This is a genomic window from Pseudomonas sp. TH49, assembly GCF_016650625.1.
GTDB lineage: Bacteria > Pseudomonadota > Gammaproteobacteria > Pseudomonadales > Pseudomonadaceae > Aquipseudomonas > Aquipseudomonas fluorescens_H.
This window is the reverse complement of record NZ_JAEKFL010000001.1, coordinates 2,715,097-2,739,360: the sequence shown is the minus strand read 5'-3', so window position 1 is coordinate 2,739,360 and position 24,264 is coordinate 2,715,097. Positions and strand designations below refer to the sequence as shown.

Annotated in this window: 23 protein-coding genes; 7 read left to right on the top strand and 16 right to left on the bottom strand. The window is 59.5% G+C overall.

All coding sequences use genetic code 11. From position 1 onward, the window contains the following. Positions 1 to 118 precede the first annotated feature (118 nt). The 4 genes from JFU48_RS12525 (at position 119) to JFU48_RS12510 (ending at position 3,565) form a co-directional block, all read left to right on the top strand. Positions 119 to 1,930, top strand: coding sequence for a penicillin-binding protein activator (locus tag JFU48_RS12525; RefSeq protein ID WP_003228032.1), 1,812 nt, complete (start codon positions 119 to 121; stop codon positions 1,928 to 1,930). After that, entirely contained in the window at positions 1,930 to 2,292 is a 363-nt protein-coding gene (locus JFU48_RS12520) for a YraN family protein (protein ID WP_003228044.1), read from the top strand. The genes JFU48_RS12525 and JFU48_RS12520 overlap by 1 nt, the downstream gene beginning before the upstream one ends. 104 nt (positions 2,293 to 2,396) lie before the next feature. Then, the gene (locus tag JFU48_RS12515; protein WP_003228045.1) at positions 2,397 to 2,990 is read left to right on the top strand and encodes a phosphoheptose isomerase; all 594 of its coding nucleotides are present in this window, start codon (positions 2,397 to 2,399) and stop codon (positions 2,988 to 2,990) included. Beyond that, a complete protein-coding gene (locus JFU48_RS12510; RefSeq protein ID WP_003228046.1) occupies positions 2,987 to 3,565 on the top strand; it encodes a BON domain-containing protein in 579 nt (192 codons plus the stop codon). Before JFU48_RS12515 ends, JFU48_RS12510 begins: the two co-directional genes overlap by 4 nt. 134 nt (positions 3,566 to 3,699) lie before the next feature. On the opposite strand, the gene JFU48_RS12505 is transcribed toward JFU48_RS12510, so the two are convergent. From JFU48_RS12505 to rplM, 7 genes are all read right to left on the bottom strand, one after another. After that, the gene (locus JFU48_RS12505) at positions 3,700 to 4,113 is read right to left on the bottom strand and encodes a ClpXP protease specificity-enhancing factor (protein WP_003228047.1); all 414 of its coding nucleotides are present in this window, start codon (positions 4,111 to 4,113) and stop codon (positions 3,700 to 3,702) included. Positions 4,114 to 4,129: 16 nt separating this feature from the next. Beyond that, a complete protein-coding gene (locus JFU48_RS12500) occupies positions 4,130 to 4,747 on the bottom strand; it encodes a glutathione S-transferase N-terminal domain-containing protein (RefSeq protein ID WP_003228048.1) in 618 nt (205 codons plus the stop codon). A 146-nt stretch (positions 4,748 to 4,893) separates the two neighbouring features. Next, positions 4,894 to 5,673, bottom strand: coding sequence for a cytochrome c1 (locus tag JFU48_RS12495; protein WP_201136624.1), 780 nt, complete (start codon positions 5,671 to 5,673; stop codon positions 4,894 to 4,896). Further along, entirely contained in the window at positions 5,673 to 6,884 is a 1,212-nt protein-coding gene (locus JFU48_RS12490; protein ID WP_003228050.1) for a cytochrome b, read from the bottom strand. Before JFU48_RS12490 ends, JFU48_RS12495 begins: the two co-directional genes overlap by 1 nt. Then, complete coding sequence (gene petA / locus JFU48_RS12485) at positions 6,884 to 7,477, bottom strand: ubiquinol-cytochrome c reductase iron-sulfur subunit (RefSeq protein WP_003228055.1); 594 nt, start codon at positions 7,475 to 7,477, stop codon at positions 6,884 to 6,886. The genes JFU48_RS12490 and petA overlap by 1 nt, the downstream gene beginning before the upstream one ends. Before the next feature lie 270 nt (positions 7,478 to 7,747). After that, the gene (rpsI, locus tag JFU48_RS12480) at positions 7,748 to 8,140 is read right to left on the bottom strand and encodes a 30S ribosomal protein S9 (RefSeq protein WP_003228056.1); all 393 of its coding nucleotides are present in this window, start codon (positions 8,138 to 8,140) and stop codon (positions 7,748 to 7,750) included. Positions 8,141 to 8,154: 14 nt separating this feature from the next. Then, the gene (gene rplM, locus JFU48_RS12475) at positions 8,155 to 8,583 is read right to left on the bottom strand and encodes a 50S ribosomal protein L13 (RefSeq protein ID WP_003228062.1); all 429 of its coding nucleotides are present in this window, start codon (positions 8,581 to 8,583) and stop codon (positions 8,155 to 8,157) included. A gap of 244 nt (positions 8,584 to 8,827) precedes the next feature. Here rplM and JFU48_RS12470 point away from each other — a divergent pair, with 244 nt between their 5' ends. Beyond that, positions 8,828 to 9,868 carry an NADP(H)-dependent aldo-keto reductase gene (locus tag JFU48_RS12470; RefSeq protein ID WP_201136623.1) on the top strand — a complete coding sequence of 347 codons (1,041 nt, stop codon included), beginning with the start codon at positions 8,828 to 8,830 and terminating at the stop codon, positions 9,866 to 9,868. Between the two features lie 104 nt (positions 9,869 to 9,972). Here JFU48_RS12470 and JFU48_RS12465 read toward each other — a convergent pair whose 3' ends face one another. Beyond that, positions 9,973 to 11,109 (bottom strand): acyl-CoA dehydrogenase family protein, encoded by a 1,137-nt coding sequence (locus JFU48_RS12465; protein ID WP_003228064.1) that lies wholly within the window; start codon positions 11,107 to 11,109, stop codon positions 9,973 to 9,975. A 250-nt stretch (positions 11,110 to 11,359) separates the two neighbouring features. On the opposite strand from JFU48_RS12465, the gene JFU48_RS12460 reads away from it, so the two are divergent. Beyond that, positions 11,360 to 12,256 (top strand): GlxA family transcriptional regulator, encoded by an 897-nt coding sequence (locus tag JFU48_RS12460; protein WP_177434775.1) that lies wholly within the window; start codon positions 11,360 to 11,362, stop codon positions 12,254 to 12,256. A gap of 177 nt (positions 12,257 to 12,433) precedes the next feature. Here the strand turns inward: JFU48_RS12460 and zapE are convergent, their stop codons facing one another. From zapE to JFU48_RS12445, 3 genes are all read right to left on the bottom strand, one after another. Next, on the bottom strand, positions 12,434 to 13,528 hold the full coding sequence (gene zapE / locus JFU48_RS12455; RefSeq protein WP_041074841.1) for a cell division protein ZapE: 1,095 nt from the start codon (positions 13,526 to 13,528) through the stop codon (positions 12,434 to 12,436). 90 nt (positions 13,529 to 13,618) lie between these two features. Beyond that, complete coding sequence (locus JFU48_RS12450) at positions 13,619 to 14,974, bottom strand: tryptophan--tRNA ligase (protein ID WP_201136622.1); 1,356 nt, start codon at positions 14,972 to 14,974, stop codon at positions 13,619 to 13,621. A 24-nt stretch (positions 14,975 to 14,998) separates the two neighbouring features. Continuing rightward, complete coding sequence (locus tag JFU48_RS12445) at positions 14,999 to 15,628, bottom strand: alpha/beta hydrolase (protein WP_201137077.1); 630 nt, start codon at positions 15,626 to 15,628, stop codon at positions 14,999 to 15,001. A 144-nt stretch (positions 15,629 to 15,772) separates the two neighbouring features. Here JFU48_RS12445 and JFU48_RS12440 point away from each other — a divergent pair, with 144 nt between their 5' ends. Further along, positions 15,773 to 16,207, top strand: coding sequence for a YhcB family protein (locus tag JFU48_RS12440; RefSeq protein ID WP_003228072.1), 435 nt, complete (start codon positions 15,773 to 15,775; stop codon positions 16,205 to 16,207). Between the two features lie 254 nt (positions 16,208 to 16,461). On the opposite strand, the gene JFU48_RS12435 is transcribed toward JFU48_RS12440, so the two are convergent. From JFU48_RS12435 to JFU48_RS12415, 5 genes are all read right to left on the bottom strand, one after another. Next, on the bottom strand, positions 16,462 to 17,193 hold the full coding sequence (locus JFU48_RS12435; protein WP_003228074.1) for an OmpA family lipoprotein: 732 nt from the start codon (positions 17,191 to 17,193) through the stop codon (positions 16,462 to 16,464). A gap of 113 nt (positions 17,194 to 17,306) precedes the next feature. Then, the gene (locus JFU48_RS12430; protein ID WP_201136621.1) at positions 17,307 to 17,951 is read right to left on the bottom strand and encodes an MBL fold metallo-hydrolase; all 645 of its coding nucleotides are present in this window, start codon (positions 17,949 to 17,951) and stop codon (positions 17,307 to 17,309) included. A gap of 63 nt (positions 17,952 to 18,014) precedes the next feature. Next, positions 18,015 to 20,747: a LuxR C-terminal-related transcriptional regulator gene (locus tag JFU48_RS12425; RefSeq protein ID WP_201136620.1), complete on the bottom strand. Its 2,733-nt coding sequence runs from the start codon at positions 20,745 to 20,747 to the stop codon at positions 18,015 to 18,017. A gap of 184 nt (positions 20,748 to 20,931) precedes the next feature. After that, entirely contained in the window at positions 20,932 to 22,296 is a 1,365-nt protein-coding gene (locus JFU48_RS12420; protein WP_003228077.1) for a DUF1329 domain-containing protein, read from the bottom strand. 28 nt (positions 22,297 to 22,324) lie between these two features. Next, complete coding sequence (locus JFU48_RS12415; protein WP_003228078.1) at positions 22,325 to 24,214, bottom strand: DUF1302 domain-containing protein; 1,890 nt, start codon at positions 24,212 to 24,214, stop codon at positions 22,325 to 22,327. Between the last annotated feature and the right edge of the window lie 50 nt (positions 24,215 to 24,264).

The following is a 24,264-nucleotide window of genomic DNA, read 5'->3' as shown; positions in this document are numbered from 1 at the left end:
TGCAGCACAGCAACATTTGCTCCAGCTAAATTGACGGTTTCACACCAGTAACATCGCGCCCCGGCCAGCGCTTGGGTACAATTCCACGCTAATTTGATCGAGTATCAGGAACACTTACATGATCGCTTGCCTGCGGCTGTTCACTGCCCTCTGCCTCGCTGCCTTGCTGGCGGCCTGCGCCAGCTCCCCTTCCTCCAGCCTTGGCGAACTTCCACGGACTCCGGATGCCAGCATCGAGCAACTGCTCGAACAGGCTACCCAGGCCAAGACACCGGAAAAAGCCGCCCTGTTGCGCTTGAGCGCGGCAGACCTGGCTTATCGCCAGGGTAATGCCGGCCAGTCCGCGCAGATCCTGCAACAAGTGCCGATGGAGCAACTCAAGCCAGGCCAGCAGATCTTCGCCAGCACCCTGTCCGCTGAACTGGCGATGACTCGCAATCAGCCGAAAGCCGCGCTGACTGCCCTGAGTCATCCGAGCCTGCAGCATCTGAGCGAAATGCCGGAAGATCAGCAAGTGCGCACCGGCACCGTGCATGCCCGCGCACTGGAAGCCGATGGCCAGACCCTGGCGGCCGCTCGCGAGCGCATCTTCATCGCGCCAATGCTCAAAGGCGAAGCCGCGAGCAAGAACCACGAAGCGATCTGGACCCTGATCGCCTCGCTGCCAACCGATCAACTGCAACCCAATACCTCCGACGACCTCGGTGGCTGGATGGGCCTGGCCCTGGCAGTGAAAACTGCCGGCACCCTGGAGCAGCAGCAAGCCGCGATCGATACCTGGCGCGCACAAAACCCGAAACACCCGGCTGCTATCAACCTGCCGCTGCCCCTGACCAAACTCAAGGAGCTGGCCAGCCAGCCCCTGAGCAAAATCGCCCTGCTGCTGCCGCAAGACGGCCCACTGGCCTCGGTCGGCAAGGCCCTGCGTGAAGGCTTCATGGCGGCGCACTATCAAGCGCAACAGGCCGGCCAGAAGCCGCCCGCCATCGAGTTCTACGACAGCTCCAAGCTGACCTCGATGGATGAGTTCTACCGCAAGGCCCAGGCTGATGGCGTGCAACTGGTGGTCGGTCCGCTGGAGAAACCACTGGTCAAACAACTGAGCACTCGTCCGCAACTGCCGATCACCACCCTCGCATTGAACTACAGCGAAGGTGATCAAGGTCCGGCGCAACTGTTCCAGTTCGGTCTGGCGGCTGAAGACGAAGCCCGCGAAGTTTCGCGTCGTGCCCGCGCCGACGGCCTGCACCGTGCGGCAATCATGGTGCCGAAAGGCGAATGGGGCGACCGCGTACTGCGTGCGTTCAGCCAGGACTGGCAAGCCAACGGCGGCAGCATCGTCGCCACCGAGCGTGTCGATCAGCCAGTGCAACTGGCCCAGCAGATCGCCGACATGTTCCAGCTGCGTCAAAGTGAGGCCCGCGCCAAGAGCCTGCAGAATGCTGCCGGCACCAACGTAGCCGCACAGCCTTCGCGTCGTCAGGACATCGAGTTCATCTTCCTCGCCGCCACCCCGCAACAGGCGCAGCAGATCAAACCGACCCTGAATTTCCAGTACGCGGGTGACGTTCCGGTATACGCGACTTCCCACGTCTATAGCGCCAGCGGCGATGTGAACCAGTACAACGACATGAACGGCGTGCGCTTCTGCGAAACCCCATGGCTGCTCGAAGCCAACGACCCGCTGCGTCAGCAAGTCACCGCGCAATGGCCACAAGCGGCCGGCAGCCTCGGCCGCCTGTACGCCATGGGCGTCGATGCCTACCGTCTGGCACCGCGCCTGGGTCAGTTGAAGGCGCTGCCGGACAGCCGCATCGAAGGTCAGTCGGGCAGCCTGGGCATGACCCAGACCCAACGTGTAGTGCGGCAGTTGCCATGGGCGCAGTTCGTCAACGGTCAGGTTCAACGCCTGCCGGACACCCCGCGCTGATGCCCGACAGCTCGCACCTGCAAAGCGGTAAAGATGCCGAGCGCCAAGCGCTCGAGCATCTGCAACACCACGGTCTGCGCCTGCTGGCGCAGAACTGGTCATGCAAACGGGGCGAGCTTGATCTGGTCATGCTTGATGGCGATACAGTAGTATTCGTCGAAGTCCGCTACAGAAAAAACACTCAATGGGGTGGCGCGCTCGCTAGCATCGATGAGCGCAAACGGCAAAAACTGATTTTCGCCGCACAGTATTTTCTTCAGCGCGAGTCACGCTGGGCCGATTCCCCTTGCCGCTTCGACGTGGTGGCCATCGACAGGCACCCGGATCAATTGAACTGGTTGCAGAATGCGTTCGATGGTTGATTCTCTGCACACCACCCCGGACACTTTCACCGACAATTTTTGCTCTTTGCTTTGCGGGCTGCACATTCACGTGCCGAACAGCCGCGCCACTTAAGGTCACACAGATGGACATGCAATCCCGAATTCGCCAGCTTTTCCAGGCCAGTATCGACACCAAGCAACAGGCGATGGACGTACTTGCACCGCACATCGAGCAAGCCAGCCAGATCATGGTCAACGCCCTGCTCAACGAAGGCAAAATGCTTTCGTGCGGCAACGGTGGCTCTGCCGGCGACGCCCAGCACTTCTCCTCGGAGCTGCTCAACCGCTTCGAACGCGAGCGCCCGAGCCTGCCGGCCATTGCCCTGACCACCGACAGTTCGACGATCACCTCGATTGCCAACGACTACAGCTACAACGAAGTGTTCTCCAAGCAGATCCGCGCACTCGGGCAACCGGGCGACGTACTGCTGGCGATTTCGACCAGCGGTAACTCGGCGAACATTATTCAGGCGATCCAGGCCGCACATGATCGCGAAATGATTGTCGTAGCATTGACCGGACGCGATGGCGGCGGCATGGCGTCATTGCTATTGCCCGAGGACGTCGAGATTCGCGTACCGGCCAACGTCACTGCACGTATTCAGGAAGTCCACCTGCTGGCGATCCATTGCCTTTGCGATCTGATCGACAGCCAACTGTTCGGGAGTGAAGAATGACCCCTAATCGCCTTGGCCTGCTGGCCGTGACCCTGTGCCTGGCCATCAGCGGCTGCACCTCGGTGGTGAGCGCCAGTCGAGAAGCGCCAATTGATGATGACCGCGGTACCCGCACCATCGGCAGCAAGATCGATGACTCGCTGATCGAAACCAAAGTCGGCGTCAACGTGGCCAAGGCCGACCCAGGCCTGGACAAGGACTCGCATATTGTCGTCACCAGCTTCAACGGCGTGGTGCTGCTCGCCGGCCAGACGCCGCGCGAAGACCTCAAGGCCAAGGCCGAACAGGCCGCCGCCAACGTCCAGCGCGTGAAGACGGTGCACAACGAGCTGCAAGTGATTGCGCCGTCGAGCTTCCTCGCCCGCCAGAACGATGCCTGGCTGACCACCAAGATCAAGACCCAGATGCTGACCGATGCCAGCATTCCCGGCTCGCGCATCAAGGTCGTGACCGAGAATGGCATCGTCTATCTGCTGGGCCTGCTGACCAAGCAGGAAGCGCAACAGGCGACCAACCTGGTGCAGAGCGTTTCCGGTGTGCAGAAAATCGTGAAGCTGTTCGAATACATCGACTGAGGTGCACTTCTGTAGGAGCTGTCGAGTGAAACGAGGCTGCGATCTTTTGATCGTCAAAAACAAGATCAAAAGATCGCAGCCTTCGGCAGCTCCTACGTAATAAAAAAGGCGATCCATCCGGATCGCCTTTTTTATTACTTCACCACTTTCAGGCTTGGCCGGCCGCTTGGGCGCGGCGGCTCGCTGTCCGGTGGCGGCAAGTCGTCATCGGGTTCGATATCGTCTTCGTCATCCATCGGCGACTCGAGATCGAAGACCATGCCCTGCCCGTTCTCCCGGGCATAGATACCCAGAATCGCACTGATCGGCACATACAGACTGTGCGGAACGCCACCGAAGCGACCCTCGAAGGTCACCACGTCGTTGTCCATGTGCAAATGACGCACGGCGCTGGGCGAAATGTTCAGGACGATCTGGCCGTCACTGGCAAAACCCTGCGGCACCTGCACCGCCGGGTATTCGGAATTGACCAGCATGTGCGGGGTGCAATCGTTATCCACAATCCACTCGTAGAGCGCGCGGACCAGATAAGGTCGACTGGAGTTCATAGCGGCTCCTTAAGCCTTAGCGCATATCGCGTTCGACGCCAGACAGACTCGCCTGGAAAGCCTCACGCGCAAACTGGCGCTCCATATAATCAAGCAGCGGCTTGGCCGGCCGCGGCAGTTCAATACCCAGAATCGGCAAACGCCAGAGTATTGGCAATAGGCAGCAATCCACCAGACTTTGTTCCTCACTGAGGAAAAACGGCTTGTCGGCAAACAGCGGCGACACGCCCGTCAGGCTTTCACGCAATTCCTTGCGCGCCACGACACGCGCGGCCTCCTTGGTTTTCGGATCAAGAATCAGATCCACAAGACCACACCAGTCACGCTGAATACGGTGAATCAGCAGACGGCTGTTGGCACGCGCCACCGGATAAACCGGCATCAGTGGCGGATGCGGGTAACGCTCATCCAGATACTCCATCACCACGGTCGACTCCCACAACGCCAGGTCGCGATCGACCAGCGTCGGGAGACTGCCGTAAGGGTTCACCTCAATCAGTTTAGGCGGCTGGCGACCAGCTTCCACGTAAATGATTTCGGCGCTGACACCCTTCTCTGCAAGCACGATGCGCACTCGGTGGGAATAGTGGTCGGCGGGGTCGGAGTAACAGGCCAACCGATTGGTCACGCCCATGGCGATCCTCCTCGCTTGTTGAAATTATCGGAACCGGAAAAACGCGCGCGCCCAGAGGGCGCCTCACGCACTGCCTGGCGAACCAGGCGTTGCGTTTTCAGAGGCACCCTTGGGCGCGCGCGATTAACAGCAATGCTTGAAGCGTATCAGTGCACGTCTTTCCAGTATTCACGCTTGAGCAGATAGGCGAACACAAAGAAGAACGCCAGGTACAGCAAGACGTAAGTACCGATGCGCTGATGTTGCAGCTTAACCGGGTTAGCCGAGTAAGCCAGGAAGGTTACCAGATTCTTGACCTTCTCATCGAACTGCTCTTCGTTCAGAGCACCGGTTTTCGGCACGATGGTCAACTGATCGCACGCTTCATGCGTCAACGGCGTACCGGTCAGCGGATCGTATTGCTTCTTGCCATCCTCGACGATCTGCACTTGCTTGCAGCCCACGACCTGGCGACCTTGCAGGCCGACCAGCACGTTAGGCATGCCGACGTTCGGGAAGACCTTGTTGTTCACGCCCCATGGGCGCGCAGGATCTTCGTAGAACGAGCGCAGATAACCGTAGAGCCAGTCGGTGCCACGCACACGCGCCACCAGGGTCAGGTCCGGCGGTGCTGCACCGAACCAGGTCTTGGCGTCAGCCGGTTGCATGCCGATGTTCATGTGGTCACCGATCTTGGCGCCAGTGAACACCAGCTTCTCGAGCATCATTTCGTGGGGAATACCAAGATCATCGGCAACCCGCTCGTAACGCTGGAACTTGGCACTGTGGCAGCCCATGCAGTAGTTGGCAAAGGTACGCGCACCATCCTGCAGAGCAGCCTTGTCGGAAACGTCGATGTCGACTTTTTCCAGTTCCGGACCATGTTCGGCAGCAAAAGACAGCACAGGCAGAGCAGCAAAAATCAGAGCAAAAAATAACTTTTTCATCAGCCAGTCACCCTTTCCGGAACCGGTTTGGTCTTCTCGAGCCTGGTGTAGAAAGGCATCAGAATGAAGTAAGCGAAGTACAGAAAGGTGCAGACCTGCGAGATCAGCGTGCGCTCAGGCGTCGGAGCCAGAACACCGAGAATGCCGAGGATCACGAACGCGACGCAGAACACCAACAGCCAGACTTTGCTCATCCAGCCCTTGTAGCGCATCGATTTCACCGGACTGCGATCAAGCCACGGCAGCACGAACAGCAAGGCAATCGACGCCCCCATGGCGATAACGCCCATGAGCTTGTCCGGGATTGCCCGCAAGATTGCGTAGAACGGTGTGAAGTACCAGACCGGTGCAATGTGCTCTGGAGTCTTGAACGGGTTGGCTTGCTCGAAGTTTGGCTTTTCGAGGAAGTAGCCGCCCATTTCCGGGAAGAAGAACACAATGAAGCAGAAGATGAACAGGAACACCACTACGCCGACGATGTCTTTCACGGTGTAGTAAGGGTGGAAGGCGATGCCGTCCAGCGGGATGCCGTTTTCGTCTTTGTGCTTCTTGATGTCGACGCCATCAGGGTTGTTCGAGCCAACTTCGTGCAGCGCCAGAATGTGCAGCACCACCAGACCGAGGATCACGATCGGCAGGGCCACGACGTGCAGGGCGAAGAAGCGGTTCAGGGTAATCCCGGAAATCAGGTAGTCACCACGAATCCACTGGGTCAGGTCGTTGCCGATGACCGGAATCGCACCGAACAGCGAGATGATCACCTGGGCACCCCAGTAGGACATCTGGCCCCACGGCAGCAGATAACCCATGAAGGCTTCAGCCATCAGCGCCAGGTAGATCAGCATGCCGAACACCCACACCAGTTCACGGGGTTTCTGGTACGAACCGTAGAGCAGGCCACGGAACATGTGCAGATAGACCACGATGAAAAACGCCGAAGCGCCGGTGGAGTGCAGCAGGCGCAGGATCGAGCCGTACTCGACGTCGCGCATGATGTATTCGACGGAAGCGAACGCCTCTTCTGCCGACGGCGTATAGCTCATCGTCAGCCAGACACCGGTGACGATCTGGTTGACCAGCACCAGCAGCGCCAGCGAGCCGAAGAAATAGAAGAAGTTGAAGTTTTTTGGCGCGTAATACTTGCTGAGATGGTCTTCCCACATTTTGGTCGCGGGGAAGCGCGCATCAACCCAATCCATGAACTTGCTCATCACGCTTTCTCCGTATCGACGCCAATGACAATCAGGTCATCGGTCTCATAGGAATGCGGGGGAACTGGCAGGTTCAAAGGCGCAGGTTGCGACTTGTAGACGCGGCCAGCCAGATCGTAGTGGGAACCGTGGCAAGGGCAGAAATAGCCACCGACCCAGTCTTTACCCAGATCCGCAGGCGCCACTTCGGGACGGAAGGTTGGTGAGCAACCCAGGTGAGTACAGATACCGATCAGCAGCAGAATTTCCGGCTTGATCGAACGCACTTCGGGGTCGACATAGGTAGGTTGCGTGGAGTTTTTGGAAGTCGGATCGGAGAGCTGGCCCTCGATCTTCTTGAGATTCCCCAGGATTTCCGCAGTACGGCGGACAATGAACACCGGCTGGCCGCGCCACTCGGCAATCATCTGCTGTCCTGGCTCAATCTTGCTGACATTCACTTTCACCGGTGCACCGGCGGCTTTCGCCTTGGCACTGGGAAACCATGACCCCACGAACGGGACCGCAGCCCCCACCGCTCCTGCAGCACCCACCACGGATGTGGCTGCTACCAAGAAGCGACGCCGGCCTGCATTCACGCCGTCATTGCTCATTCAGTCCTCTCCCATCAGCTTTTGTGGCCTGTTAAATCAGGCATCTACTAAATAAATCAATGTTACTTATAAAAATTTTGCCGAGATGGTAATGAAAAGCCCCAATTCTGACAAGGGAATTACCCGGAGCTCCCACCCTCAAGCCTTGTAGTATAGGGGGTCTACGAATGTGGCAAGTTGTCACAGCGCAATTCTTTAATAAATCGCAGGCATAAAAAAACGCCCGATTCCGTGAGGAATCGGGCGTTCTTTTTTGAACGTGGAAACGAATTAACGCTTCGAGTACTGCGGACGCTTACGCGCTTTACGCAGACCAACTTTCTTACGTTCAACTTCACGGGCGTCGCGAGTAACGAAGCCAGCTTTGCGCAGAGCGCTACGCAGGGTTTCGTCGTAGTCCATCAGAGCGCGAGTGATGCCGTGGCGGATTGCGCCAGCCTGACCACTTACACCACCGCCGATCACGGTGACGTAGATGTCGAATTTCTCGACAGTCTCGGTCAGCTCCAGCGGCTGACGAACTACCATGCGGGCAGTTTCGCGGCCGAAGAAGTTATCCAGCGAACGGTTGTTGATGGAGATGTTACCAGTACCCGGACGCAGGAAAACGCGTGCGGTTGCGGTCTTGCGACGGCCAGTGCCGTAATTTTGAGTCGCCGACATAATGAACTATTCCGTTAAATCTTCAGTTCTTGGGGCTGCTGAGCAGTATGAGGGTGTGCAGCGCCCGCATAGACTTTCAGCTTACGGTACATGTCGCGACCCAGTGGGTTTTTAGGCAGCATGCCTTTAACCGCGGTCTCGATCACGCGCTCAGGGGCTTTGGCGATCAGCTTTTCAAAGTTGATCGACTTGATGCCGCCCGGGAAACCGGAGTGGGAGTAGTACATTTTGTCAGTGGTTTTAGCGCCGGTAACACGGATCTGCTCGGCGTTGATTACGACGATGTAGTCGCCAGTGTCAACGTGAGGAGTGTATTCAGGCTTGTGCTTGCCACGCAGACGGCTCGCGATTTCGGTGGCCAGACGACCCAGGGTCTGACCAGCAGCGTCGACGACAAACCAGTCGCGCTTTACTGTTTCCGGTTTAGCAGTAAAAGTTTTCATTCTTTATAGCCTCAGGGGCCGCCTGTAAATAAGACGGCGGATCTTACTGAATAGTGCGTACTTTGACAAGTCAAAGGCAGCCGGATACAGACGCTTTCGGGGGCTCGGGTCGGCGCGTCCGTTCAACGGCAAGATTCTTCGGCGGCGGCGCATCACTTCCACTGCAGAAAGAGGTCGGCAATTATGCAGATTGCGAAAAATTTTTCAACCTGCTTTTATGATTGTTTTGCCCAAGGAGCACCCGATGGACTATCGCCAGCTAGGCCGGACCGACCTGAACGTGAGTGCAATCTGCCTCGGCACCATGACCTGGGGCGAGCAAAACACTGAAGCTGAAGCCTTCGCCCAGATCGAACGGGCCAAGGAAGCCGGGATCAATTTCATCGACACCGCCGAGATGTACCCGGTGCCGCCGAAAGCCGACACCTACGCCACCACCGAACGCTACATCGGCAATTACTTCAAAAGTCGCGGCGACCGCGCCGACTGGATTCTCGCCAGCAAGATCGCCGGCCCTGGCAACACCATCGACTACATCCGCGACAAGAACCTGCGCCACAATCGCCAGCACATCACTGCCGCAGTGGATGCCAGCCTCGAGCGCCTGCAGACCGATTACATCGACCTCTACCAACTGCACTGGCCGGAGCGCAGCACCAATTTCTTCGGCCAGTTGGGTTACAAGCACAAGATCGAAGCCAACCTGACGCCGCTCGAAGACACCCTCGAAGCCCTCGACGAACAAGTGAAGGCCGGCAAGATCCGTCACATCGGCCTCTCCAACGAGACGCCGTGGGGCACCATGCGTTTCCTCGCCCTGGCCGAAGCCCGTGGCTGGCCGCGCGCGGTGTCGATCCAGAACCCGTACAACCTGCTCAACCGCAGCTTCGAAATCGGCCTGGCGGAAATCGCCATTCGCGAACAGTGCGGCCTGCTCGCGTACTCGCCGCTGGCGTTCGGCTTCCTGTCCGGCAAGTACGAAGGTGGCGCTCGTCCGCCGAAAGGCCGCCTGAGCCTCTACAGCCGCTTCAGCCGCTACTTCAACCCGCAGTCGGAAGCTGCTTGCAGCCGTTACGTGGCACTGGCCCGGGACCATGGTCTGGACCCGGCGCAAATGGCCCTGGCGTTCGTCACCCAGCAACCGTTCGTCACCAGCAACATCATTGGTGCGACCACGCTGGAGCAACTGGACAGCAACATTGCCAGTTTTGATCTGAAACTTTCCGATGAAGTGCTGGCCGGGATTGAGGCGATTCACAAGGTTCATCCGAATCCGGCGCCTTGATCGACCGCTAAAAGCTTCGCGAGCAAGCCCGCTCCCACAAAGATCACTCCGTACCTGTGGGAGCGGGCTTGCTCGCGAAAGGGCCTGTCAATTCACTGCAAAACTCACAGCGATCGCGCAATGATCTCCTTCATGATTTCATTGGTGCCGGCATAGATCCGCTGCACGCGCGCATCCGCCCATGCCCGTGCCACCGGGTATTCCCACATGAAGCCGTAGCCGCCATGCAACTGCACGCACTCGTCGAGCACCTTGCATTGCAGGTCGGTGCCCCAGTATTTGGCCATCGCTGCTGTCGGCACGTCGAGCTTGCCCTGCAGATGCAATTCCAGGCACTTGTCGACAAATACTCGACCGATCTGAATTTCCGTGGCCATTTCCGCCAGTTTGAAACGGGTGTTCTGGAAGTCGGCAATTGCCTTGCCGAACGCCTTGCGATCACGGGTGTAATCCAGCGTCCATTTCAGCGCGGCTTCGGCTGAGGCCAGGCCACCAATCGCCACCGTAAGACGTTCCTGCGGCAATTCCTGCATCAGGTAGGCAAACCCTGCCCCGGCCTGACCCAGCAGGTTTTCTTTCGGTACGCGCACGTCCTGGAAGAACAATTCCGACGTGTCCTGGGCCTTCATTCCGACTTTCTCCAGGCGTTTGCCCTTCTCGAAGCCCGGCGTATTCGCTTCCACGACAAACAGGCTGGTGCCCTTGGCGCCGGCCTTTGGATCGGTCTTGGCGACCACGATCACCAGGTCAGCGAGGAAGCCATTGGTGATGAAGGTCTTGGAACCGTTGATCACATACTCGTCGCCATCCAGCACTGCGGTGGTCTTGACCCCTTGCAGGTCGGAACCGGCGCCCGGCTCGGTCATCGCAATCGCGCTGACCATCTCGCCCGAGACCAGTTTCGGCAGGTACTTGTGCTTCAGCGCTTCACTGCCGTAATGCAGGATGTACGGCGCAACGATGTCCGAATGCAGCGAGAAACCGATACCGGTCAGGCCGAGACGACCGACCTCTTCGATCACCACCGCGCTGTACAGAAAGTCCGCGCCCAGGCCGCCATACTCCTCCGGCAGATGCGAGCAGAGCATCCCCGCCTCCCCTGCCTTGTTCCACAGTTTGCGGTCGATGTGGCCTTGTTTCTCCCACTGCGCATGGAACGGCACGGCCTCTTTTTCGAGGAAGGTTCGTACGCTGTCGCGGAACAATTCGTGCTCGGAGCTGAACAAGGTTCTGGGGATCATGCGGCACCTTTCATTCTTGTTGGAGGGATATGACCTTCAGAGACTAAGCCTCACCTCCGATACAGGACACTGGACACATCCGACAAAAAATAAGACGATCCAGCCGTCTGGTGACCACTTTCCCTTATAAAAACAAAACAAAAGTTGAATTATGTCCAAGCAAGTCTCCACGCCCTTGCGGCGCGTCAGCATCCTGGCAATCGACCGGGTTTTCGCCTCCACCCTCATGCAGGCCAAGGATTTCTTCCATCTGGCCAGCCTGCGTTACGGCAAACAACTGGGCCACGGCCTGACTCCGGCGTTCGAAACCCGCCTGGTCAGCCCCGACGGTAAACCGGTGAACAGTTTCAGTGACGTGATGATGCCGGTGGACGGCGCCCTGGAAAACGCCGACGTGATTATCCTCCCGGCGTTCTGGGACGATTTCGATACGCTTTGCGGCCGTTATCCGCAGATCCTGCCATGGCTGCGCGAGCAGCACGCCCGCGGCGCCGTATTGTGCGGCGAAGCCACCGGGGTGTTCTGGCTGGCCGAGGCCGGTCTGCTCAATGGCAAGGAAGCGACCACTTACTGGCGCTTCTTCAATGCCTTTGCCGAGCGCTTCCCCAAGGTGTATCTCAATCAGGACAAGCACCTGACCGACGCCGACAACCTGTATTGCGCCGGCGGCACCACCTCGGCCTGCGACCTCTATATTTACCTGATCGAACGCTTCTGTGGCGCCAACGTCGCCCAAGCCGTGGCCCGCGACATTCTGTATGAAGTGCAGCGCAGTTACTCGCCGGGACGTATCGGTTTCGGCGGCCAGAAGCTGCACCAGGACGTGATCATCCTGCAGATCCAGCACTGGCTCGAAGAGCATTTCGCCGACAAGTTCCGCTTCGAAGACGTGGCCCGCGAGCACGGCATGAGCATCCGCAACTTCATGCGCCGCTTCCAGACCGCCACCGGCGACAAACCGCTGCACTACCTGCAACGCCTGCGCATCGAGACCGCCAAGGGCTTGCTGTCCGGCAGCCGCAAGAGCATCAAGACCATCAGTTATGAGGTCGGCTACGACGATGCGAGCTTCTTTGCGCGGCTGTTCCGCCAGCATACGGAGCTGTCGCCGAACCAGTATCGGCAGCAGTTTCAGCAGGCTGCATAACTCGCTGCCCACGCACAAAACCACTGTGGGAGCGGGCTTGCTCGCGAAAGCGTACTTTCAGTTGGCATCTATTTAGCTGACACACCGCATTCGCGAGCAAGCCCGCTCCCACAGGGGTACTGCGTCGCATAAAAAAAGGGCCTGCAATTGCAGGCCCTTTTTCTTTGACGAAGCTGTTTAAGGCTTGTGCGCCCGCGACAGGAATTCGTGCGATTGCATCTCCAGCAGACGGCTGAGCGTGCGCTGGAACTCGAACGTCAGGCGTCCGCCGGTGTACAGGTCTTTCAACTCGACTTCGGCAGAAATGATCAGCTTGACGTTACGGTCGTAGAACTCGTCGACCATGTTGATAAAGCGACGGGCGATGTCGTCGGTGGTGACGCTCATCTGCTCGACGCCGCTGAGCAGCACGGCGTGGAAGATCTTGCCCAGCTCGATGTAATCGTTCTGGCTGCGCGGGCCGTCGCACAGTTCGCGGAAGTCGAACCAGGCCACGTCGTCGCAAGTGCGCAGGGCACGGATTTCGCGGTTCTCGATGATCAGCACATCGTTTTCCACCGCCGCCGTGCATTCCGGCGTGAGGGCCTTGAAGCTCTTGCGCAGGCTTTCGTGGGCGGCTTCGTCCAGCGGATAGTGGAACAGCTCCGCTTGTTCGAGGTGGCGCAAACGGTAGTCGACGCCGCTGTCGACGTTGACGATTTCGGTGTTCTGCTTGATCAGCGCGATGGCCGGCAGGAAGCGCGCACGTTGCAGGCCGTCCTTGTACAGACCGTCTGGAACGATGTTCGAGGTCGCGACCAGGGTCACGCCGTTCTTGAACAGCTCTTCCATCAGCGTGCCGAGGATCATCGCATCGGTGATGTCGGAGACGAAGAATTCATCGAAGCAGATCACTCGCGACTCGGTGGCGAAGCGCTTGGCGATGATGGTCAGCGGGTTTTTCTCGCCGCCGAGGGTTTTCATCTCTTCGTGCACACGCTTCATGAAGCGGTGGAAGTGAGTGCGGGTCTTTTCCTTGAACGGCAGCGCTTCAAAGAAGGTGTCGACCAGGTAAGTCTTGCCGCGGCCCACGCCGCCCCAGAAGTACAGACCCTTGACCGGCGTCTGATCCTTTTTGCCAAACAGCTTGCCCAGCAAACCCGGCTTGTTCTGCTCGGCCGCGATCAGATCGTCGTACAGGCGCTGCAGATGACGCACAGCAGTTTCCTGCGCGGCGTCATGGAAGAAGTCCGGGCGTTTCAGATCAGCTTGGTATCGTTCTAGGGGCGTCATAATCCGTTAGCAAGGCAACAAAAACGGGCCGTCACTGTAGCGACGGCCCGTGGGAATGGCAATCGGCCCTTGGTCGGGCCGCGCCGCGGATTAGTCCTGAACCGGGGTCAGCGCAACGCGCAGAGCCTCGATGGCCGCGTCCCGCGCAGCAACATCAGCGAACGTCGGGCTTTCGCCAACGCACTCGCCTTCCAGCCACACGCTGAAGCTCAGGTCTTGATTGCGAATGTCCAACGCCTGACCGGCCTGCAGTTGCTTGGTCACCTGGCCGGCGGTTTTGCCGTCGGCGAAGTTGCGCGACAGCAACAGTTGCTCGCCATCAGCCGCCAGCAGACGGAAACGGAAGCTGCCGTCGTCTTCACGGAAGCTGACGAAACGTGCGGCTTTCGCGGCCTTCTTCTTGGTGGTCGCAGCAACTTGCACCTGATTGACGAAAGAACGCAGACCGACCGCTTCACGCAGCTCGTTGAGGAACGGCGTCGCCACCGCACGGGCCTTTTTCGCGCCGTGTTGCAGGATGTCTTCCAGATCCGCCGGGCGCTCGATCAACTGGTGGTAACGCTCGCGAGACTCGCCCAGCTCGTTATCCAGCAACTGGAACAGACGGTTTTTCGCCTCGCCCCAGCCCAGACCACCGAGCAGTTCACTGCGGAACTCGTCAGCCTGCGCAGGTGTTGCGAAGGCCTGGAACAGAGTGAACAGGTGCGAGTTGTCCGGATCTTTCGCCTCGCCCGGTGCACGGGAGTCGGTAACGATCCGCGAGATCGCATCCTTCATCTCTTTGGCACTGGAGAACAGCGGGATGGTGTTGTCGTAGCTCTTCGACATCTTGCGCCCATCGAGGCCTGGCAGGGTTGCCACGCTTTCCTCGATCAGTGCTTCGGGCATGGTGAAGAACTCCTTGCCCTGGCCAAACAGATGGTTGAAGCGCTGACCGATATCACGGGCCATTTCCACGTGCTGAATCTGATCACGACCGACCGGCACCTTGTGCGCGTTGAACATCAGGATGTCCGCCGCCATCAACACCGGGTAGCTGTAGAGGCCCATGGTGATCCCGGCATCCGGGTCTTCACCGGTTTCGACGTTCTTGTCCACCGAGGCCTTGTAGGCGTGCGCACGGTTGAGCAGGCCCTTGGCCGCGACGCAGGTCAGCAGCCAGGTCAGCTCAGGGATTTCCGGGATGTCGGACTGGCGATAGAAGGTCACACGGTCAACATCGAGGCCACCGGCCAGCCACGTCGCGGCGATTTCCAGACGCGAGCGCTGGATGCGCAGCGGGTCATCGCATTTGATCAGGGCGTGGTAGTCGGCCAGGAAGTAGAACGAATCGGCATTGCTGTCGCGGCTGGCGAGGATCGCCGGGCGAATGGCGCCGGCGTAGTTGCCCAGGTGCGGCGTGCCGGTAGTGGTGATGCCGGTGAGGATACGGGTTCGGTTCGTCATGGGTAATCGCTTGTCAGACTGCAATCAATTCGAGAGACGCGGCAGGATCAGATCCTTGAGATCGGTCAGCTTGCCATGAAAAAAGTGTCCGCATTCTGCCACTTTCAGCAGCTCATGGGGGCGCTGGAGTTTTGCCGACCAGTCGTAGACCAGTTGCGGGTCGATCACTTCGTCGGTTTCCGGCTGGATCACGGTCAGCTCGCCGTGCTGTGGCAGTTGATCCTGATCGCCCAGACGCATCACCGCTGGCGCGACCATGAACAGCTGCTTGAGCTGCACGCCTTGGGTTTCGAGACGACCGCCGAGACTTGCTGCAACAAATCCGCCGAAGGAGAAACCGAACAGGGTCAGCGGCAGATCCGGATGTTTTTCCCGCAGCCAGGCGGCGGCGGCCTGAGCATCGTCGACTTCACCGCTGCCCATGTCGTGCGTACCTTCGCTGGCGCCAACGCCGCGATAGTTGAAGCGCAAGGTAATCAGACCGGCATCGCGCGCGGTGCGCTGCAGGGTCGAGACGACCTTGTTGAGCATGGTGCCGCCCTGCACCGGGTTGGGATGGCAGATCAGCGCGATGCCGATTGGCTGCTCGTTATCCAGGTACAGCGCTTCAATCTGGCCGACTGGGCCATCAATCACTACAGGGGTTTCACGCATCAGCAAGGAAGGAACTCCGTGACCTCGAATCGGGTCGACTCGTCTAGCAAATTGTCTGTGCCAATCTATTGCGAGTGAATCGCGGTATACAGCGCAGGTTCGAGCCGTTAACGTAAAGCAAAGCCGTTTATAGAGGAAGGACTCGTGGAACACTCGCTCTTAGTTTGGTTGTTACCGACTCTTGCCCTGGTTGTGGGTGTCGCCATTGGATTCCTGATCGCTCGCGTCGCACCGAATGCCGCGCCGAGCCGCACGCAGCGTCAACTGGATGATATCCAGGAGCGTTTCGACAGCTATCAAAACGAGGTGGTCACCCACTTCAACAGCACCGCGACGCTGGTCAAGAAGCTGACCCAGAGCTATCAGGAAGTGCAGGATCATCTCGCCGAGGGCGCCAACCGCCTGGCCCTGGACGAGCAGACCCGTCAACGCCTGATCGCCGCTTTGCACGCCGATGCCGCCCAGGCACCGCGCGAACGCCTGACGCCGCCGCGCGATCAGGAGCCGCCACGCGACTACGCGCCGAAAACCCCTAACTCGCCGGGCATGCTCGATGAGCACTATGGTTTGAAGAAATAATCGGGTTTCGCGCCCAACAAATAGCCCCCGGACAATTCGGTTGTCCGGGGGCTTTTTTGTATCTGATGATTTGATGGTGACTGGCCCGGCCCCTTCGCGAGCAAGCCCGCTCCCACAGGGTTACGTGTTGAACACAAATTCTGTGAACAACACCCATCCCTGTGGGAGCGGGCTTGCTCGCGAAAAGGCCAGCACGGGCGACCCAAAAAAATGCCCGATCACAAGGACCGGGCATTTCTTCACTCAAGCCTCACTTACGGATACTGCTGCACTGTGCCCGGCTGCGGTTGCTGCTGACCACCATACTGCTGACCAGGAATCGCTTTCAGGTTGACCTCGACGCGGCGGTTCTGCGCACGGCCATTGACGTCGCCGTTGCTGGCAATCGGGTTATCCGGGCCGGCACCACGGGCGCTCAGGTTGGCACCGCTGACACCTTGCGAGGTCAGGTAGGTCGCCACGCTCTGCGCACGACGCTGGGACAGGTCCATGTTGTGCTGGCGGCTGCCGGTGCTGTCGGTGTAGCCGACGATTTCGATCTGGTTCTGGTTGAACTCTTTCAGCGAGTTCGCCAGGTTGTTCAGCGGCTGGTAGAAGCTTGGGGCGATGTTCGCCGAGTCGGTGGCGAAGGTGATGTTGCCCGGCATGATCAGCTTGATCTGATCGCCCTGACGCTGCACTTCAACCCCGGTGTTGGCCATGCTGGCGCGCAATTTCTTCTCTTGCTGATCGGCGTAATAGCCGTAGCCGGCGGCCGAAGCACCGACGACAGCCGCGCCGATCAACGCGCCCTTGCCACGGTTGTTGTGGTCGATGGCAGCACCGGCCAACGCACCGGCCAAAGCGCCGAGGCCGCCGTATTTGGCGGTCTTGCTCACACCGCCACCATCGGCCTGGCCCTGATTGTCATACGGGTTGGGCGAGGCGCAGCCGGCCAACATGGCCACAGCGGTAGCAACAATAATCAAACGAGGCGTGGTGAACATGAAGAGCTCCTGGTTTCGCATTCTGTGTGGCAGCGGCCCTAGGCAATAGACCTGTGCGGGCGTTGGATCATGACAATGCACAAAAATTCCGCTGCACACTCGTGACAAAATGTTTAGGCGCGCACGAACGGGTTTTCCCGCATTTCATCCCCAAGACGCGTGTCCGGGCCATGCCCGGCAACCACTGTCGCGTCTTCGTCGAGCGTGTACAGCCGCTGCTTGATTGATCGCACGATGGTCGCCTGATCGCCGCCCCACAAATCCGTGCGTCCTACGCCACGACGAAACAACGTGTCGCCGGCAATCAACAGCTTAGCCTCGGAAAACCAAAAGCTCATGGAACCGGGTGTATGTCCCGGCGTATGCAGCGCCACACCGCAGCCGCAAGCCAGTTCTTCATCGTCGCTCAACCAGCGATCCGGCGATGGCACCGGGGTGTACGGCACGCCGAACATCTGGCATTGCATCTCGAGGTTGTCCCACAGGAACTGGTCTTCCTTGTGCAGATGCAGGGTCGCGCCAGTCTTTTCCTTCATCTGTCCGGAGGCGAGGAAATGATCGAGATGCGCGTGGGTGTGGATGATGCTGACCACTTTCAGACCATGCGCATCGAGGCGCGCCATGATCAGGTCAGGATTGCCACCCGGGTCGACGACGATGGCTTTTTTAGTGAGTGGATCGCCGATGATCGTGCAGTTGCACTGCAGCGGGCCGACGGGAAAGGTTTCGCGGATGAGCGCAGGTGCTATAACAGTCATGAGGCAATCCTGTTCAATATTCGACGGCGGTGGAAACCGCTGATGCCGAAGATTTTACCGGCACTAGATCATTAACCCCAGCGCCTTGGCCCGCGCCACCGCCTGCGTACGCCGCTCAACGCCCAGCTTGCTGTTGATATGACTCGCATGGGTTTTCACCGTATGCAGCGAAATAAACAGCTGTTCGCTGATTTCCTGATTGGAACAGCCTTGAGCAATCAAGCGCAGCACCGCCAGCTCCCGGCTGCTGAGTTGTTCGGCAGCGGCGGACTCAACCACCGGACGAGTAGCCACCAGCGGAAAATGCGCCAGTAACTGCTGTCCTGCCAACGCCGGTGAGGCGTGCAATTGGCTGCGTAACCAGTCCGGACATTCTCTGATCAGCGCGTCAAACGGCTGTATCACGCCGCCAGCCGCTGCTTCCAGCGCCTGACTCAACGCCTTGCGCGCCTCCGGTTCGCGGCCAGTGCCCAGCAACAAGGCGACCTTCTGCGCCAGCGCCATGACACATAGCAACTGGCGTCCGGTTTGCTGACCGTTTTCCAGCAGCACGTTCAGTCGCCCTTCGGCGAGCATCGGCTGGCCCTTGATCACATCAAGCAACGCCTGCTGCAGTTCGACGTGCAGCGGCAACTGTGGATGAAACTCCGGTGGCGCCGCTGCGCGTTCGCCGGTGTAGGTCTGCCCCAGACGTGCCAGCCAGGCTTCGGCCAGATCGGTACGCCCCTGCGCCAGCCACAGTTCGCATTTGACCAGGGTGATCATCGCCAGGTAGTAGATCGGCGGCACGTCCCAGATGTGCATCAGGCGCTCGGCTTCGGCGAGTTCGGCGAAGGCCTTGGCAAACTCGCCGGCGCTGCCGTCCAGACGGGCGATCACGCAGTGGCCGATCAATACGCTGATATCGCGGCAGGCCCGCGCTTCGGCCAGACCGCTCAGCAATCGGGCCCGGGCCTGCTGCGGTTGCAGGCGCATCGACAGCAGAAAACCTTCATAAAGCGTCAGCCGCGCACGCACCGCGTACAGACGTTGCACCGACAGCCCGCGCAGACGATCAAGGCCCTGATGCACCTCATCCAGGGCGCGCAGTATTTCCCCGCGCGATTGCAGGACCCGCGCCCGGTCGTAATGCGCCAAGGCTTCGAACAACGGATTGCCGACCCGCTGCGCTAGCTCAAGCGACTCGCGGTTCAGACCCCGTGCTCGCCACAGGTCACCGTCGGCAATCGCCAGGTTGGACAGGGTCGACAGGCACATCAGGCGCTGCCCGTAGCGCTTGGCCGGCAGGCTTTCCAGCGCTTCGCTGCAATACTCGATGGTCTGCTCGCGATGGCCTCGCCCGCGGGCGATGATGCCGCTGAGCGCCAGCCATTGTGCGAGCATCGACTTCTGCGCAGAGGCCGAAGGCGCAGGCAGGAAACGACTTAAATGACTGGCCAGCTCTTCTGCGGCATCAAGCTGACAGGCCAGCCCCAGCGCCCAGCTATAGAGCACGATCAAGCGTGGCGTGCTGATCAGCAGGCTGTCGGGCAAGTCCATTTTCCAGCGCAGCAGCATGCCGACGTTCTGCTCGGCGAGCAGTTGTTCCTCGGACAGGTTCTGCACCAGATTGGCCGCCACATCCAGATGCCCGGCGCGCAAGGCCTGTTCGACCGCTTCGTCGAGCAGGCCTTGCGCATTGAACCAGCGACAGGCGCGCAGGTGTAACGTCGCGGCGGGCACCAACGGTCGAGCAATGGGCCGACTGCGCAGCAGATCGGAGAACAGATGGTGATAGCGATACCAGTGACCGTGTTCGTCCAGCGGCACCAGAAATACCTGATGCGCCAGCAGAAAACGCAGGATTTCGGCGCTGTCGTGGGCTTCGCGCACCGCGTCGCATAGCTCGCTGCAAAAGCGCTCTTGAGGGGCGGTGTCGTAGAGAAACGCCTGCACTTCGGCGGGCAGGCAGTCGATGACTTCTTCCAGCAGGTAGTCGCGGATCAGCCCTTCCCCGCCGTTCAGCGCTTGCGGCAACGCGGCCTCGCTACCGGCTTCGGATGCCGCCAGCAACCAGAAACGCAGCCCGGCCACCCAACCCTCGCTGCGCTGGATCAGATTTTCCAGCGCCTCGCCACGCAATGAACTGCTGTGCCGATCAAGCAGTGTCAGGGCTTCGTCATGGGTCAGGCGCAGATCCTGTTCATGCAGTTCCAGCAGTTGCCGCGACAGGCGCAGGCGCGCCAGATGCCAGTCAGGGCGCTGGCGACTGGTGACCATGACCAGCAAGCCATCGGGCAAATGATTGAGGAAGAACTGCAGGCAGCGATCAAGCACCGGGCCTTGGGCGAGATGGTAATCATCGAGCACCAGCAGCAACGGCGCGGTGGGTTGCAGTTGCAGCGCCAACTCGTCGAGCAAGCCGTCGAGCCATTCTTCGAAGGCAAACGGCTGATGGCGCTGACGCATCTTCAACAGGCCGAGCGCGCGACTGCCCAGATCCGGAAAGTAGTCCTGCAGCCCTTCCAGCAACCGCTCGAGAAAGCGCCCCGGATCGTTATCCCGCGGGCTCAATCCCAGCCACAGACTTTGCCAGTGCGCCGGCAGGCTCTGACAGAACTCCACCGCCAGCGAGCTCTTGCCGAAGCCGGCGGGGGCGCAGACCAGCAACAGCCGTCCCGCGAGTCCGGCGCTCAGGCGTTCACACAGACGCGGTCGCAACACATAGCCGTCGGGCAGTGGCGGACGAAAAAAACGTCCGTCCAGTGTCGCGACGGCAACGCTTGCAGGACCCGGAAGCGGGGACAGATCAGTCATGGCCGGCTCTTGTTTGAATGGCTGTTGGCGGCGTAGCAGATGTCCGCAGCCTAGCCTTAAACGTAGCGGTTATGAAGGTTGCTGCTACAAATGGCTACAAAAAGGTTCAGCCAATTACGCCGGGCAAAAAAACGCCCCGAACCAGTCGGGGCGTTTTTTCGAGGATGCGGCCTCGGGTCAAAGCTTAGCGGATACCGTCCTGGCCCAGGTTGCCTGGCTGGAATTCGCTCTTGGTGGCAGAGAAGCCGAAGTCATACGCCTGCTTCTCTTCGTTCTTCATACCCAGCGCCAGGTAGCGGCCCGATTGCAGGTCGTACAGGGCTTCCAGCGCGTACCACGGCACTTGCTTGTCGTAGTAGTCCTCGGCATGCGCCTCGGCCACACGCCACAGCTGACCGCGACCGTCGTAGTGGTCGATGACTGCAGCCTGCCAGGTGTCTTCGTCGATGTAGAAGTCACGTTTGGCATAGATATGGCGCTGACCCGGTTTCAGGGTGGCGACCACGTGCCAGACACGACGCAACTCGTAACGGGTCAGATCCTGGTTGATGTGACCGGCCTTGATGATGTCGGTGTACTTCAGGTTTGGCGAATCGATCTTGTAGCTGTTGGAGGCAATATAGATCTCTTTCTTGCCATCCAGCGCCCAGTCGTAGCGATCCGGTGCACCGTTGTACATGTCGAGGTTGTCGGAAGTACGCAGACCGTCCGCCGCAGTACCCGGGCCGTCATAGGACACTTGTGGCGCCTGACGGACACGGCGCTGGCCAGTGGCATAGACCCAGGCCTTGCGCGGTTCTTTCACCTGATCGAGGGTTTCATGCACCAGCAGCACGGTACCGGCCAGACGTGCCGGCGCGGTCACTTTCTGCTTGAAGTAGAACAGGATGTTGCCAGGGTTGGCCGGATCGTAGTCCTTCATCTTGTCGCGGAACACGAACTGGTCCTGGAAGTACACCAGGCTGAACGAGCCGTTGGTTTGCGGAGTTGCCTGGGTCACCAGACGGGTCACGCTGCCACCGCGATAGCGAGTGATGTGGTTCCAGATCACCTCCAGACCGCTTTTAGGAATCGGGAACGGCACGGCGGTGTCGAAGTTTTCCAGACCGTTGCCGCCGGCGACCAGATTGGTGGTCGTGGCGTTCTTCTTGATCGCGGCGAATACGCTATCCGGCACGGTCGAACCGCGATGGGACGGATACACCGGCATCTTGAAGGTGTCCGGGTAACGTTTGAACATCGCGTACTGGCCCGGAGCAAGCTTGGCCTTGTACTGCTCGACGTTCTGCGCGGTGATGGTAAACAGTGGTTTTTCACCGGCGTACGGGTCTGACAGGAAGCCCTTGCTGTCGACCGTGCCGGCATTCTTCGGCAGCGGTTTCCAGGCCGGGATCGAACCGTCGGCGTTGCCGGCCATTTCGGCGCCCATGGGTGTCAGGCTTTTGCCGAGCTTGTCGGCTTCGGCAGCAGGCACTGCCGCCATGACGCCGGTCGCCAGCAGCGAAAGCCCCAGAACACCCGCGTGGAACAGACTCTTTGTTATTTTCATATGTGTGTTCGTCCTGAAAAAACTGTGCTTAGAAGTTCACGCCAACGCTGAGTGCAACGAAGTCGCGATCATCCACCGTGCTGTAGCGACCACCAAAGAAGTTGGTGTAGTTCAGACTCGCGGTGTAGGTGTTCTGATATTCGGCATCCAGCCCGAGGCTGACGGCCTTGCGACCTTCCTCGAAGTTGCCGCCAGGGCCAGGCGAGTAACCTTTGACGTCATGGGACCAGGCCACGTTCGGCTTGAGGTTCACGCCGGCGAACACGTCGCTGTAATCCCAGATTGCCCGACCGCGATAGCCCCACGAGGTCGCTGTGGTGAAACCGTCGTTGTTGCAGTTGCTGGCCACGTTGCTGTTCGAAGCCCCGGCCCCCGCGCCATTGATGGTCGAGGTGTTGAGGATTTGCGAGCAGGTGTTGAGGCCGCCGGTCGACGGCAGTTCACCCGGACCGAACACCGGATCGCGGCCATAACGGGCTTCGGATTTGCTTTCCAGACCACCGACGTGGGTCACGCCGACTTCACCCACCAGGGTCAGACGGTTGGCGCCCATCACCTGATCGAAGAAGTGCGTCAGGGTGGTTTGCAGTTGGGTAATTTCCTTGCGGTTGTAACCGTGCAGATCCTGGCCCGGCACGCCGTTGAGGATCGACGCATTGGTCAACGCGCCACCCAGCGGACGTACGCCGGCGAACAGAATGTCGGTGGAGTTCAACTGCACCGGCGCATTCGGCCGGTAGCTGACCTCGCCGCTCCACGCCGTGCCGGTAGGCAGGGTAGTGGAGAAGCTCAGACCGTAGAGGCGGATGTCTTCAGGGTATTCGATGAAGTATTCCGAATTGCCTGCCACCACCAGCGGACCCAGTGCCTGGAACGGCCCTGGCAATGCCTTGACGCCGTTATAGATCGACTGTGGCGCACCGGTGGCGCTGAAGATCGGCGCACGGCTGTGGTAGTTCATGAAGTAGGCGCCGAACTCGGTGGCCAGCGGGTCGAACATGTACTTGGCGGACACACCCCACTGCCCGCTGTCACGCGCATTGCGGTTGGGCGAACGACGCACCAGAACGCCCTCTTCGTTGACGTCCACGTTGGCAGCGGCCAATGGCCCGAGCGCAATACCCGGAATGGTCGAACGCTTGTTCAGCACCCGCAGGTTGTCGTCGCAACCAGTGGTAACGATGTCCGGCTGCGAGAAGAACGTGCCGCAGTTGTCGGTCACGGTCTTCTGCCAGTCGATCTGGTAGAAACCTTCGGCCGACAGGTTCTCGGTGAGACTCTGCGACACGTAGAACATGTTGACCGGAATCAAACCTTCCTTGATCTCGGCACCCGGACGGCGGAACGCGGACACGTCGATCGGGTTGATCGAGTTGATGCCGCCGCCGATGAAGGTACTTTCACCCCAGTTCACCACCTGCTTGCCCAGACGCACCGAACCCGGCTCATCGGCAATCGAGTAGTTGTGGTAGACGAAGGCGTCGAGGATCTGCCCGCCGGAAGAACGCGCTGCGACGTCGCGGTTGTGGTTGCTGACGTCCTTGTATTCCAGGTCCTGATTCTGCAGCGCGAAGTCGTACCAGTATTTGCCCCGGACGAAGACGCCGGTGTCACCGTATTTCAATTCGAGATCATGGATACCCTTGAAGATCTTCGAGAAGGCTTGCCCGCTCTTGAAGTTCAAGTGACCGTCGTCGGAGGTCTGGGACAAGCCCTTGCCGCCGTTGTTGACACCAATAAGATCCTTGTTCGGCTGCTGGGTCGAAACACTCATGCCCAGGGAGAGCGAGGAATCGAACTGGCCTTCGATTTCACCGACGTTGAAACTGACGCCGAATGCGGGCCCGGCGAGCGTAGAGGCAAGACTGACGGCCAGAGGCAGTTTAGCCCGGCGCCAGAACTGGTTTACTGATGTCATCGACGCTACTCCATGTGCATTATTGTTATGGCAGTGAGTACTTTTAAAAA